General features: G+C 43.9%; 10 protein-coding genes and 3 tRNA genes. 2 read left to right on the top strand and 11 right to left on the bottom strand.

Annotation, left to right across the window (positions count from 1 at the left end):
* Nucleotides 1-153: 153 nt before the first annotated feature.
* Nucleotides 154-1569 (top strand): PQQ-dependent sugar dehydrogenase, encoded by a 1416-nt coding sequence (locus D1164_RS05485; protein ID WP_119348946.1) that lies wholly within the window; start codon nt 154-156, stop codon nt 1567-1569.
* Nucleotides 1570-1689: 120 nt separating this feature from the next.
* On the opposite strand, the gene pepE is transcribed toward D1164_RS05485, so the two are convergent.
* The 7 genes from pepE to D1164_RS05450 all read right to left on the bottom strand — a co-directional run bounded on the left by pepE (nt 1690) and on the right by D1164_RS05450 (nt 6504).
* On the bottom strand, nt 1690-2412 hold the full coding sequence (pepE, locus tag D1164_RS05480; RefSeq protein ID WP_119348945.1) for a dipeptidase PepE: 723 nt from the start codon (nt 2410-2412) through the stop codon (nt 1690-1692).
* A gap of 181 nt (nt 2413-2593) precedes the next feature.
* Nucleotides 2594-2821 (bottom strand): GIY-YIG nuclease family protein, encoded by a 228-nt coding sequence (locus tag D1164_RS05475; RefSeq protein WP_206610930.1) that lies wholly within the window; start codon nt 2819-2821, stop codon nt 2594-2596.
* Between the two features lie 67 nt (nt 2822-2888).
* Nucleotides 2889-2961, bottom strand: a tRNA-Gly gene (locus tag D1164_RS05470).
* 5 nt (nt 2962-2966) lie between these two features.
* Nucleotides 2967-3052: transfer RNA gene (locus D1164_RS05465), tRNA-Leu, on the bottom strand.
* 96 nt (nt 3053-3148) lie between these two features.
* Nucleotides 3149-3224, bottom strand: a tRNA-Gly gene (locus D1164_RS05460).
* A gap of 111 nt (nt 3225-3335) precedes the next feature.
* Entirely contained in the window at nt 3336-5918 is a 2583-nt protein-coding gene (gene mutS / locus D1164_RS05455; RefSeq protein ID WP_241558258.1) for a DNA mismatch repair protein MutS, read from the bottom strand.
* A gap of 166 nt (nt 5919-6084) precedes the next feature.
* Nucleotides 6085-6504 carry a DUF1761 domain-containing protein gene (locus D1164_RS05450; RefSeq protein ID WP_119348942.1) on the bottom strand — a complete coding sequence of 140 codons (420 nt, stop codon included), beginning with the start codon at nt 6502-6504 and terminating at the stop codon, nt 6085-6087.
* A gap of 92 nt (nt 6505-6596) precedes the next feature.
* Between D1164_RS05450 and D1164_RS05445 the strand changes: the two genes are divergently transcribed.
* Nucleotides 6597-7706, top strand: coding sequence for a PSP1 domain-containing protein (locus tag D1164_RS05445; protein ID WP_147372052.1), 1110 nt, complete (start codon nt 6597-6599; stop codon nt 7704-7706).
* A 44-nt stretch (nt 7707-7750) separates the two neighbouring features.
* On the opposite strand, the gene D1164_RS05440 is transcribed toward D1164_RS05445, so the two are convergent.
* From D1164_RS05440 to D1164_RS05425, 4 genes are all read right to left on the bottom strand, one after another.
* Nucleotides 7751-9862, bottom strand: coding sequence for an amino acid permease (locus D1164_RS05440; RefSeq protein WP_119348940.1), 2112 nt, complete (start codon nt 9860-9862; stop codon nt 7751-7753).
* A 276-nt stretch (nt 9863-10138) separates the two neighbouring features.
* Nucleotides 10139-10762 (bottom strand): tetratricopeptide repeat protein, encoded by a 624-nt coding sequence (locus tag D1164_RS05435; RefSeq protein WP_119348939.1) that lies wholly within the window; start codon nt 10760-10762, stop codon nt 10139-10141.
* Complete coding sequence (locus D1164_RS05430; protein ID WP_119348938.1) at nt 10750-12081, bottom strand: tetratricopeptide repeat protein; 1332 nt, start codon at nt 12079-12081, stop codon at nt 10750-10752. Before D1164_RS05430 ends, D1164_RS05435 begins: the two co-directional genes overlap by 13 nt.
* On the bottom strand, nt 12057-14291 hold the full coding sequence (locus D1164_RS05425) for an urea transporter (protein WP_172594346.1): 2235 nt from the start codon (nt 14289-14291) through the stop codon (nt 12057-12059). The genes D1164_RS05430 and D1164_RS05425 overlap by 25 nt, the downstream gene beginning before the upstream one ends.
* Nucleotides 14292-14302: the final 11 nt, after the last annotated feature.

Genomic DNA, 14302 nt, shown 5'->3' with positions numbered 1-14302 from the left:
AACTTGAGATAGTGAGCCTTTCATTTTGAAAATTACCTTCCTTTTTCAAACAGCCAGCACAAAGTGTATTTTTTTATAAAAAACGGGTTGATTATTAAACCTTTTGACGTCTGATTTTTTGTATATTGAATAATAATCTAAAATCATTCGTAAATGAAATCATTCGTTCAAAAAACCAGAAGGACAACCTTGATCATTTCGATTCTTTTGATCTTCTTTTCTGAAATGTATGCTCAACCCAACGGCCCGGCCTTGTACCAGCAATATTGTGCACAATGTCATGGTACGGATCTAAATGGGGGCAATGCTGCCAGCCTCATTGACGGTATCTGGCAGTTTGGCTCCGAAAACGGATACATTACCCGCAATATTAAGCACGGTATTCCGCATTTGGGTATGCCATCTTACGAGCGTTCCATATCTGATGAAGATATTCGTTCGGTGGTGCAATACATTCGCGCGGCAGAAGAAGACAAAGGCGTAGTGAAACCACCGACTCCTGAGATGTTTGAAACCATGGACTACTTTATGAAGGTGGAAACTTTTGCCGACAACCTCGAAATTCCATGGGCGATTGATTTCATTGATAAAAATACTGCCTTAATAACGGAGCGTCCGGGACGTTTAAGGATTGTAAAAAATGGCAAACTTCAATCGGAAGCAGTAAAAAACACACCAAAAGTACTGCACGAAGGGCAGGGAGGCTTGATGGATGTTGCTGTTGATCCTGACTATAATCGAAACGGCTGGATTTACCTTGCCTACAGCCATGTGCTTGAAAATTCGCAGGAAACCCGCCCGCCGGCCATGACACGGATTGTACGTGGAAAAATTGAAAACAATACCTGGACAAACGAACAAGTATTATTTGAAGCACCGCACGAAACATACCGGACTACACGCCATCACTACGGTTGCCGGATTGTTTTCGATCCATGGGGATATCTCTACTTTGCCATCGGCGATCGTGGTGCTGGTTACCAGGCACAAGACTTTACCCTGCCAAACGGCAAAGTACACCGCATCCATAAAGACGGGAGTATTCCTGAAGGCAACCCGTTTCTTTACGATGAGAGTGCCATGAAATCACTTTTCAGCCTGGGCAACCGCAACATTCAGGGAATGGCCATTCATCCTGAAACCGGTCAGCTTTGGACTACCGAACACGGCCCCATGGGAGGAGACGAACTCAACCTGATAGAATCCGGCAAAAACTACGGATGGGAAACCATTACCTATGGAAAAAATTACAACGGAACTATTATTACTGATCAAACCCATCAGGCTGGCATGGAACAACCCAATCTTTACTGGAAGCCTTCCATTGCGGTTTGCGGCCTCGATTTCTATTCAGGCGACCTCTTCGAAAAATGGAATAACAGGCTGTTGGTAGGCGCGCTGAAATACGAAGAAGTGCGTTTACTACAAATAGAAGAAGACCGTGTGGTGCACGAACAGGTTATTTTTAAAGGAGCCGGCAGGGTACGCGACGTTTCAACCGGCCCTGACGGGGCCATTTATGTCGTCCTGAATAATCCGGGGAAAGTAGTCAGGCTCGCTCCCGAATAACAAAAACTGAGTTTCCGGGATGAAACGAAAATAGCCTGTGCCGAATATTTTCGTTTCATCCCGGAAATCCTTTAATGGAAAATCCGGGTATTTCAACTTTCCGGAGGCAGTCCAAATTTTCTATGGCACAAATCCATTTTCCATCAGAAAACTGAAATCGTCAGCCGATGAAAGCTCAACTGGTTTTTCTCCATGTTTGAAAATCCGGCACATCCGGTCGCCAATCAACTCCAGCCTTTCATTTTCCAGTTTAAGTATGGTTCCTTCACGCAACCCGGCAACGTAAACCTCATGGTTCAGTTCAATAAACTCTTCGATGCGCTGCTCCCGGGTTTCGCCGGCATGCCCCACCGCATTTGCATCAAGGTAGTGCGGGTTAATCTGGAAAGGCACCAGTCCGATACACTCAAAACCACGCGGGTCGATAATCGGCATATCGTTGGTTGTACGCAGCGTTGGACATGCAATGTTGGCGCCGGCGCTCCACCCAATGTAAGGTGTTCCAACAAAAGTCTTTTCCCGAATGGGATTCATCAGTTTCCTGTCATGTAGCATGCGCACCAACTGCCAGGTATTACCGCCACCCACAACAATGGCTTCGGCATCTTCGATGGCTTTTACAGGATCGGCAAAGGTATGGATCCCCTTAATGTGGTGTCCTACTTCTGCAAAACGCTCTTCCACTTTTTCACAATATGCATCGAATGAAAAAGTAACGGCTGCATAAGGAATAAAAACGGCGGTTACCGGCTTCTCTCCAAGAAATTTCTGTATTTCATATTTTGGGTAATCCAAATAGGGTTCCCCAGACATTGTTGAATTGCTAATCAATAAAAGCTTCATTTTGCTTTGTTTTTTTCTGATTGCAATAACTCATTTTTTTAAAATTTATGCAATGACAATTATTGGGTTTTAGAAGGTTTTTACAAAAAAAGGCTGCGTTACTGCAACCTTATAATTTCGAGCGAGAAACGGGACTCCCCGTCTGGACGCCCAGCCGGACAGGGAACCCGCGACCAACCAATCACCGGCCTAATTTCTTTTTCAGTTTTCTCTTCCCCGACGACGTTTTATAGTACTTCTCCAATTTCCGGGCAGCACCTATTGAACCGGCTTTTTCTGTGTACAACAACTTCCAGGGAATATGACCGCTTGTAAACTTTGATTTCCCTTTATTGTGCTGCAACAATCGTTCTTCCGGATTTTGCGAAAGACCGACATACCAGATTCCTGAGGCCTCACTTTCAATCAAATAAATATAATATTCAGGCGATTCCATAAAAACAAAAAGGCTGCGTTACTGCAACCTTATAATTTCGAGCGAGAAACGGGACTCGAACCCGCGACCCCGACCTTGGCAAGGTCGTGCTCTACCAACTGAGCTATTCTCGCTGGTGTACCCGAGGCGGGACTTGAACCCGCACGACCGTAAAGGGCCATTGGATTTTAAGTCCAACGTGTCTACCAATTCCACCACCCGGGCCTCCTTAAATATTTATCGGGAAATTTCGTCAACGATTTTATGACCAACAGGATGCTCCGGTTTTACCGGAATAAACCTCCTGCCACTTTCTTTCCCTGGAGCGAGAAACGGGACTCGAACCCGCGACCCCGACCTTGGCAAGGTCGTGCTCTACCAACTGAGCTATTCTCGCTTATTTTAAAAGAACGTTTTTTTTAAGCGATGCAAATATATTGCTAATTTTTTGTTATCCCAAGATATTGAAAAAAAATTGCCTCAATCCCTTTTCTACCATCGCGCGCAGTTAACGTAAACCGGTGAGTTTTTTTATTTCATTCAGCTTATTTAGTGCTTCGATAGGTGTCAGGTTATTGACATCAAGATGTGCAATCTCATCGCGAATCTGTTTTAGCACCGGGTCATCCAACTGAAAAAAGCTGAGTTGCATCCCCTCACGCTTCGTTCCTATTTCACCTAACGGTTTGGAAAGATCTTCCTTTTCTTTGGCTCCCTCCAGCCTTTTCAATATTTGATCAGCCCTTTGGGTGACCGATTTTGGCATGCCGGCCATGGCTGCCACATGAATCCCGAAGCTGTGGTTACTTCCACCCCGCGCCAGCTTCCTGAGAAATATCACTTTGTTTCCTACTTCCTTTATCGAAACATTGTAATTCTTCACCCGCGGGAAAGAGGCTTCCATTTCATTCAACTCGTGGTAATGAGTGGCAAACAGGGTTTTGGCCTTTGCATGTGGCTGCTCATGCAGGTGCTCCACAATAGACCAGGCAATGGAGATGCCATCGTAAGTTGAGGTGCCGCGCCCTAATTCGTCGAAAAGAATTAGACTACGATCCGACACATTGTTCAAAATACTGGCAGCTTCGTTCATCTCCACCATAAAAGTAGACTCGCCCAGCGAAATATTATCGGACGCCCCCACACGGGTAAAAATCTTATCCACAATTCCAATTTGGGCTGATTGAGCCGGGACAAAACTCCCCATCTGTGCCAGCAGGGTAATCAACGCCGTTTGCCGCAGCAGTGCCGACTTACCGGCCATGTTGGGTCCGGTAATAATAATTATTTGCTGATCATCCTGATCGAGATGCACATCATTGGCAATATACGATTCGCCAATAGGTAACTGGTGTTCAATAACAGGATGCCGTCCTTCTTTAATATCGATATCAGTGCTGTCATTCACTTCAGGCCTGAAATAGCCGTAACTTTCGGCACAGGTTGCAAACGACAAAAGGCAATCGATTTGCGCCAGAATGTAAGAGTTCAGCTGAATTGCTGAAATGTATTCCGAAAGGGCCAGCACAATGTCATTAAACAGCCTGGTTTCCAACGACTGGATTTTCTCTTCGGCGCCCAGAATTTTCGATTCGTATTCTTTAAGTTCTTCCGTAATATACCGCTCAGCGTTCACAAGGGTTTGTTTTCGGATCCAGTCAGAAGGGACCTTGTTTTTATGCGTATTCCGTACTTCAATATAATATCCGAAAACATTATTAAATCCTACTTTCAGCGATGGAATTCCATGCGCTTCGCCCTCACGCTTTTGCAACTGTGCCAGGTAGTCTTTTCCGGAATAGGCAATCTCCCGCAATTCGTCCAGTTCTTTCAAAACACCTTCGGCAATCACCTTACCCTTGTTTATCGCAGTGGGCGGGTCAGCCACAATTTCCTTATGGATTCGTTCACGGATAAGATCACAGGGATTGAGTTGTTCGGCAACCCGCTTCAGCATTTTATCATCGGCACCGGCACACACTTGTTTCACAGGGATAATGGCATTCAGCGCATTTTTTACCTGCACCATTTCACGCGGATTGATTCGTCCTACGGCCACCTTTGAAACCAGTCGTTCCAAATCACCCACCTGCCGAAGGTGATCCTCCAGGTTCTCCTTTATTTCCGGGTGTTTTAGAAAAAACTCCACTACATCAAGCCTTTCGCTGATGGGACCAATATCCTTCAAAGGAAGCGCTATCCAGCGTTTCAGCAGGCGTGAGCCCATGGGGGTAATCGTTTTATCGATAACCTGCAACAACGATTTTCCCCCTTCGTGAATGGGCGAAAAAAGTTCAAGGTTGCGGATGGTAAACCGGTCAAGCCAAACGTAATGCTCTTCCTCAATACGGCTTAGTCCGGTAATATGTTTAATCTGGTGATGCTGGGTCAGGTCAAGATAATGCAATACAGCGCCCGAAGCAATGATGGCAAGCTGCATATTCTGGATACCATACCCTTTCAGCGATGTGGTTTCAAAATGGCGGGTCAGGCGGTCGGCCGCCGCATCGCTGGTATAAACCCAATCATCAAGATTGTAGGTATAATATTTATTGCCGAAAATTTCTGTAAACTCCTGTCCTCTTCCCCGCTGAAACAGTACTTCTTTTGGCTGAAAAGAGTTCAGCAATTTATCGATGTATTCGTAATTGCCTTCTGCTGTCAAAAACTCACCGGTAGAAATGTCCATAAACGCCACTCCAGCCATTTTTTTATCGAAATGAACCGAAGCAAGAAAATTATTCTCCCGGTTTTCAAGTATATTATCGTTAATAGAAACCCCTGGGGTAACCAACTCTGTAATGCCTCTTTTAACAATCTTCTTGGTGAGTTTAGGGTCCTCAAGTTGTTCGCAAATTGCCACCCGTTGCCCGGCACGTACCAGTTTGGGAAGGTAAGTGTCTAGTGCATGGTATGGGAAGCCGGCCAGTTCCACATAACTGGCTGCTCCATTTGCCCGGCGTGTGAGAGTAATTCCCAATATTTCAGCCGCTTTAATGGCATCTTCCCCAAATGTTTCGTAAAAATCCCCTACCCTGAAAAGCAAAACAGCATCAGGATGTTTGTCCTTGATTGTGTAATACTGCTTCATCAAGGGCGTTTCCACATATTTTTTCGAATCTGTCATCGGAAAACAAAGATAGTGCTTTGCTTTTCTCAGAGAAAATATTCGGGGGATGGTTCAATCAATATTTTTCAACAATAACTTCAGAAAAAAGACGGGAAGAATACCCTAATGCGACACTCCTCTCAAGAGTTTAATGCCAGGCACCCAGAACGGCTCCCATAATGGCATAGATTGCTACATTGTACCCGGTATTTATAAAAAATAATCCCCAGGGTTTTCTTTCATAAAGCACATCGTTCAACCGGCTGGTGCCGATCCAGAAAATGGCAATCATAAGGCCTGCAAAAATTCCAAAAGCGGCTGTTGCCTCAGCGCCAATAAACATTGCGATGGCCACAGCAGCCAGGGCAGTAGCAATGTAATTAATAATCATAATCAAAGGCATTGACATACCTCCCTCCATGAGATCTTCTTTCGAAAAACCATTTAGTTTTATCCACTGCTTTCCGAAAAGCGGACCATACCATAACCATCCCACAATAAACGCACTGGAAGCAGCCACCAGCACGGCCCAAAAATTGAGGCTACTGAGTACTTCAATAGGTTCCATAATTTTTTATTTTAATTTAGACAGACTTAATTTACGACATTTCAATCTTTTTTTTGATCTTTGCGCTTAGAATTATTAAAGATGGGGAAGAAATGAGTTGTACAGGATGTTCGTTCAATAATTCATATACAGACGAAACAGTAGATGTTTATAATTGGCTGAATGATTTGCCAGACACGTCGGATCAATCAGATATAGTGGAAGTTAAGTTTAAAACCTCCCGAAAAGAATTTTTCAGAAACACGGATGGTATTCCTTTAAAAAGAGGGTACAAAGTTGTAGTGGCCACCTCTCCCGGACACGATGTGGGGGAAGTGACACTTACAGGCTACCTTGCCGACAAGCAGTTTGAACGGAAGGTAAAAAACCCGCAACGCTACCAGTTAAATGTCATTTACCGGCGAGCTACGGACAATGACATACAGGTTTTGGAAGATGCCCGAAAAAATGAAAAGAATACCTTGATCCGTGCCCGACAAATTGCTGCCGACCTTAGGCTCGACATGAAAATTGGGGAGGTAGAATACCGGGGAGACGGCAAAAAAGCCATTTTCTACTACATTGCCGACGGACGGGTCGATTTCAGGGAATTGATAAAATATTATGCCCGGGAGTTCAGAATAAAAGTGGAGATGAAACAAATTGGCGCCCGTCAGGAAGCAGGATTGGTAGGAGGTATCGGTTCCTGTGGAAGGGAACTCTGCTGCTCGAGCTGGCGTACCGACTTTTCAAGTATTTCATCGGATGCGGCACAAAAACAAGGCCTTTCGCCTGCGGCACAGAAAATGGCCGGCGCCTGCGGAAAGCTAAAATGTTGCCTGCTCTACGAATTGGATACCTACATGGAAGCCAGACAGGAGTTCCCCGAAGAGCTCATCTTCCTTGAAACAGCCAGCGGTCTGGCCAAACCACTTAAAACCGACTACCTAAAGAAAGAAATCTGGTTTACCTTTGAGGGAAACATCACCTCTGGGGCTTTCTCCCTTTCATTGAAAGAAGTGAAGGATATTATTCAGAAAAATAAACGCGGAGAAAAGCCGGAATTAAAACAAAAGGTAGCTGCGGCAACCGATGAGATTGGCTGGCAAACGATGAACAATGATCGTATTGATCGGTTCGAAAAGGAAACAACAAAAAAGAAGAAAAGCAGAAGAAAAAAGGGGAACTTCAAAAGACGCAACACGAAAACAAATACAAATTAAAACTGACAGGCGAGGACAGCGGGCATCCCGGGGTCCAAACTACTTTACACATTCATAAACCGGTTGTAAAGTTGCGATATTGATTTTGGCTCTCCAATAACGGTGAGTATGTCGTTTTCGAGCAGCCGGGTGTTTCCGTTTGGCGCAAATGTGGCAGACTCGCGTTCTACCAGGGCAACCAGCACCTCTGACGGAAATTTTATCTCCTTCAATTGCTTGTCAATCATTTCAGCCTGAACGGTTCCGGGCAGTAGCTGAATGGTAATGTAACGTTCGTTATGCAACAGGTACTCCTTTATTTTCCGCTGACTTTTCATTCCCAGTATCTCGTTAATAAAATTATCGCGTTCAATAATATCAATCAGGCGCGACAACATACGCAATTGCTGACGTGGTTCTTTCGACGGATTAACCAGGAAAAAGAAAACCCGGATATAATCTTCCGAAGAGATACCGTTCTTTTCAACAGATTTTCCTATACCTTTCTCTGACAACACAATATGGAGGGAAGGATGATCAATTCCTTCCTTTTTTGCAAACAGAATCGATACCTCCGGGATAACCAGGGCGGGTTCAATGGCTGACACCGTAAGAAATTCCTTTATAAGCTCTTCTTTTTTTACATGCATCTCAGCCGAGAATATCCCTGAGACATAATTTAGCAATTGCGGGAAATCAGTTTCTTTTTCATTAAACGTAATCCGTGCACGGGTAATCGTTTCGTCGAAGGGGTCACCCTGCCGAAGTCCTTTCTCCTTAATAATACTCAAAAACTCATTTTCCAGTTCTGCATATTGATACTTTCCAAGGAGCGCAAACCAATGGAAAATAGCTCCTTCACGCTGCACCCTAAAGCGGGCATAATATTTATACCAGAGAACTCCGACAAGAACAATTGCAGCGGTAAAGAGTATGGACATCCACCCCATATAAGCAATGAGTACCAGGGAAATAATAATTCCGGCCACCTGCATATAAGGATACAAGGGAGAGTGATATCCCGGATCGTAAGATTCTATTTTGCTGTTTCTGAAAACAATTACAGAAAAATTAATAAACATAAAAATTAAAAGCTGAAACGTACTGGCAAGTTTGGCTATTCCTTCTTCTGACAAAACCAAAATAAACAACAAAATAAAGCTTGTTGTAAGCAAGATAGCCTGTACAGGAGTCCCTTTCTTCCCAACCTTCGAAAAATTTTCAGGGAAGAGTTTGTCGCGCCCCATAGCAAACGGATAACGTGAAGAAGAAAGCAGTCCGGCATTTCCGGTGGAGGCAAAAGCAGCCATGGCCGCACCTGTCATCAGATAGGCGCCTAAATCACCCGGCATCCAGTTAAAAATCTTTTTTACGGCAGTGGCTGCAGGCGCCAAGTCGTTACCAAACTCAGACGGTTCAATTACCGCCACCATCACAAAAACTCCAAGAAAATAAACAAGTCCTGTAACTGCCAATGAAAGCAACATTCCAAGAGGAATGTTCCGTTCCGGCTTTTTTATTTCTTCGGCCACACTGGCAATTTGTGTCAGCCCAAGGTATGAGACAAAAACAAAACCAGCCGTAATGATCATCCCTTCAAAACCATTTGTAAAAAACGGTCTGAAATGCTCATTTGCCTTTGGAACGTCAATCCTATCTGTAAAAAAAATATTGTACAGCCCATCGATAATAAATGTTCCGAGCACAACCAGAAGAAAGCTTACGAAAAAATTCTGGAGTCCCGATGTTTTTTTTGCCCCAAAAAGGTTTAAAACCATAAAAAACAGTGTGCCCATTATGGCAATAGTTTTTACGGGCACCTCCCAAAAAAAAGATGCATACGCCCCGATCCCGATAATCGCAAAAGCGGTTTTAAACATCAGGGCAAAGTAAGTTCCCAAACCGCCAATGGTCCCGAGCAAGGGACCCAGGCTACGATCAAGAAAAAAATAGGCGCCTCCGGATCGGGGCAGGGCAGTAGAGATTTCCGCAATACTGAACATAGCTGGCAAAATAAGTACACCGGATACCAAATAGGCCAGGAATACCGATGGACCGGTATACTGTGAGGCCAAACCGGGCAACAGAAAAAAACCGGAACTAAACATTGCTCCTGTGCTGATAGCAAACACATCGAAAAGACCCAATTCCTTATTTAACCGACTTTTTTTTGCCATACTTTGTCAATTGCTTTAATAAATATAAGCTTTAATTTAATTCAGGAGAAAATTTTTTAAATGCTTATTTCTGTTGAAACAAGCTAATGGCAACTTTGGTTTGAATCATTGTATATATTAAAGTCTTTCAATTGCTGATCCTCGAAATAACAAATCATAATTATTCCGCTCAAAATCAGACTCTGAATAGATTAAAAACAAGCCAATTTTAGTTCAGTAATTTTTTATCAGACTGGGACTGGCAATCGAATGAAAAACTGCCATCTTGCAACCATCTTACCTCATCAATTGCAACCCCTCGTTTGCAGAGTTGTCACCCGGACTGTACAGTTTTACCTTATTAAAAAGAATTCTGGCCTGGTTAAAATTCCCGGTGAAATAGGAAGTCCATGCCAGCATCAGCAGCCCGTCGTAATCAAACGGGTATAAATCCACCACCTTTTTGAAAAGGGGCATAGCCTTGTCGTAATTTTTGCGTTCGTAATAAATCATTCCTAACCGGAACATGGCAACAGTATTGTTCGGATGGATTTCGAGGATTTCATTATAAAGTTCAATTACCGCATTCCAATCGCCCAGGGCTGCTTTTGGCAGAATCAACCCAAAACGTGCCTCTTCGGAGTATGGTTTTAACTCCTGTGCCAAAGAATAGAAGGTTACCGACTCTGAGAACTGCCCGGTATTATAATACAACCAGCCCAGCCGCAGGTTAATTTCATAGGACGACTGATCGTAAACCTTCTTTAACGTTTCAACAGAACCCGAAAAATCTTTGGTTTTTTCCAACTCATAACTCCGGGCAAACGCCTTTTCCAATGTTTCCTGGGTTACCTGTGCCCACAGAGGTTCTGCCCCCAAAAATAAAATCAACAAAATCACTTTTATTCTTAAAAATTCCATGATATTCCGGCTGTTAAAGTATGTTTTATATAATTATAATTCAAGGCCTGACCTTTCACCGTATTGGTATAAACCTGGTAGGTTTCTGTTACATCCTGCGTAAGGTAGCGCAAAACCAGTTGGTATTTCTTCCCTGCGGGAAAATAAATACTCCCGGAGATTTTTTGCTCCGAAGTTCCAGGAAAGTTTGATACCACATAGCCTGCCGACTCAATAAAGTTTTCCATTTCTCCATTCAGGTACTGTCCGTAAAAATGCACCGCCCCTAGTTGAAACCCTCCGGAAATACCAAAAGTATTATAGTCCAACCCGCTATTTTCATTGTTCTTAAAATAAACCCTCGGGGTAAAATAAAAACTCAGGTTTGAAAACGGATAAACCGTGAGCCATGTAGAAAGTTGTGTAAAATTATTATCCCTGATGTTCGCTAAATTTATTTCCGCTCCCGGTGAAAAATTTCCCAACGGCAACCAGACAGCCGTTGAAAAAACGAAGTCGGAAAAACGATAGGATGAACCGTAAAACATTTTTGTCTGAGTACCGGTAAAACCACCCAGCATCAAATCATAATTTCCCCACATTACCGATGCCGCCGGCGAAACGTACAGCTTTTTTCCCAGTACAAAATGTGGATTAAAATAGTACTGAAACTGGTTGATTTTTAAAGGAAAGGTATTCTTACCACCCCAGTCTACACGCTCTTCGCGGTTCAGCCCGAGGTAAGTAAGGTTATGATTCAGGCTAAAACCCGGCGCTACCTGGTGACTAAAGTCGAAGGATTCAAAATGATAATCTTTCAGGTAGTATGCTTCCCCGTAATCTTCGCCAACACCCGCTTGTTCTCCGTGAGACATTCCTGTCAGGGATTCAAAATCAGGATTAAAACTGTACCCTGCTTCCAATGCCACACGAGTGACTTTACTGCGGGCAAACCCGATTTTTTGCTGTACGTCAGATGAAAAACTTCCGGCAATTTTATTCGCTTCGGTGGTTCGTCCGCCAAACACCAGGCTGTAGTACAGATATTCCTGCAGCCAACTGAAAGCCTTATCGTTTTCCCAGGCTCTAAAAAACCATTTCGAAGCCGTGCGGTATTTTTTCTGATTATAGAAAGCAATCCCTGTTCGCACCTGCAAGTAGAAAAAGTCAATTCCCTGTCTGCGGGCATCTGCCGTGTAGCGAATCAGCTCTGCCCATTTTTTTTGCTGAAACAGCTCGTACGAAGTTTTGTCCACCTCCGGATAGCTCAGCTTTTGCTGGGCCAGGGCACCCAGTGCCAACAGGGAAAAAAGTGCTATGAATCCAATTCGTCTCGACATATCATTTTAATCTTAGCCTCGTTCATTTTAACTGAAATTTCAAAATCGCCCTTCAGATTCACCTCTGTGGAACTCTGGCAAACCTTTACCTTCCGTCCGGCAATTTTTTTGGTTATCACCGATTTTACTTTTACCGAATCCGAAGAAAGAATATCACCCGCTTCTTTGGTGATGAGTTGATAATCGGCTTTCAAAAATAAAAACAGCGGTGCCACAAAATCCTGTAAGTATTTTAATATTCCCTTAAAAAGAAGGTGAACCGGGAGCGTGTCGTCAATCCGGCTTTTGGCCTGAAATCCGACCGGAACCTTAAACAAGGTAACGTAAAACCAGAAAAGTGGCGAATGTTTTTTACCGTAAAAATTGGTAAAATAATGCATGTCTCCCTGGTTATAAAGATAGGCTCGTTCGCCATTCTTCAAGCAATGAATAAAAGTGGTGTTGTACACATCTGTTTCCGTCACCCAGGAGTATTCACCGGCCAGCTTTTTCCATTTTGCTTTTTCGGAATCCACTTCTACCGTAACATGCATGCGTCTTCCCGGAATAAAATGCAGCGCCTTTGCGAGCACTTCGTTTTTGGAAGGATTGGCCAGCACCTGATCTTTTTGCGGAAAGTCAAACGTTTTCAGGGAATACCCGGATTCTTCTTTCAACAGGTAATGTCCAAAAGGATAATCGATGGTAGAAGACCCGACGTACGGATTGGCCTGAAACTGGAAGTGCAGATGCGGGTAAGGAGAACGCCCCGAATTGCCACATCGCCCGATAAGCTGTCCTTTTTTTACAGAGTCCCCGGTTTTCACTTCCACCGAGTGAAATTTCAGGTGGCTCAGTTTCGAATACAGCGTTTCATTGTGTTTAATAATAACGGTGTTTCCCCAGTTGTCTTTGGTGTTTACGTCGCCAATGGTATTATCGGGTATGCTGTCAATCGCCTCTGCCACTATCCCGTCAGCCGGAGCCAGCACCGCTTTTCCAAAACAATAATAATCTTCGGCAAAGTCACCTTCGTTTTTAAATTGCTGCCCTTTGCGATCGGTGATAACAAAATCAAAAGCATGCCGCCAGGCACCTTTATGCGTGTACTCCCCGTTGTGTGCCTGACTTGCGGTCCATTCGCCAAAAAAAGGAAGCGTAGCCGAAACCGGGTAAGCTGCCGGAAAACGTTTCATATTGCCGGAATACAGGTAGAGATTCTTCTCCGGTTTGCCCAACTGCACCGGGGTTTCAATTAAATGACGTGGCCGCTGTTCGCGCAATTTCAGGGCATATAAAAATACCAGAACAATGACGTTGAAAGGCAGCGAATAAGGAGAAATCCGAAACAACATAAAAACCTGTTGGGTACTGGTGGTAATTAAAACCACCGCAGGAAGCAAAATTATAATCCACCCAAAACTAATCCTCCCTGGCACCAAATAATACCCCCCTAAAGCAATGGCCGTGAGTATATAGTTAAACCCAATAAATGTATAGCCCAACGAATCGAACTCAATTCCTACCAGCCGATAAAATAAAAAAGCCACGGTAAATCCTAAAACAGACAATACCAGCGTAATGCGCGAATAGATGAGCAGCCCCAGTGCGATGACAATTCCGGCAAGCAGGTGAGTCTGAAAAAAGATAGCGCCCAGTGAGTGAAAATAAATCCGGATAAAAGATGACCCGATGCTCTTTTCGAGGAAGTCGTAAAAATCAACAAATATTTTTCCTCCGAGGGAATAGAGTTCGTTGTAAACAAAAATACCCCGTTCGCTCAGGTTGAGCGCTGAAAGACTGTTGGCCGAAAGCGCCACAATCCAAATGGTAAGCAAAAAAGGCACACTCAGAAAAGGCAATCCGTATTTGCCCAGCACTCCCTGAAAAACAACGGTAAGAAAAAAACAGGTTAACGCAGTAATGGCAACCAAAATATAAACTTCAGGCGAGGGCTGATAATACAATCCCACACCCAACCCCACCAGCAGCGCATTGAATCCGTACAATCCCGAACGAAGGAGGTAGGTATTATAGCCCAGGTTCCAGGCAAGTAAATTGGCAATAATTACCGCCACCAGGCCGCCAATTCCGGCGCCGTAATCAAAGAAACTGATAACCACCAAAAAAACAGCCAGCGTTTTCGAGGTGGAAAAAAACACCTGCGAATAACTGTTGAGGATGGAATAAAGAATCTCCTTTCCGGTGATCTTATTTTGACTCTCTGGCATTTTCATTATTA

The sequence above is a fragment of the Mariniphaga sediminis genome, assembly GCF_003573545.1.
In the GTDB taxonomy this organism is placed as follows: Bacteria; Bacteroidota; Bacteroidia; order Bacteroidales; family Prolixibacteraceae; genus Mariniphaga; species Mariniphaga sediminis.
The sequence above is the reverse complement of the archived record's forward strand: the minus strand, read 5'-3'. Positions and strand labels throughout refer to the sequence as shown.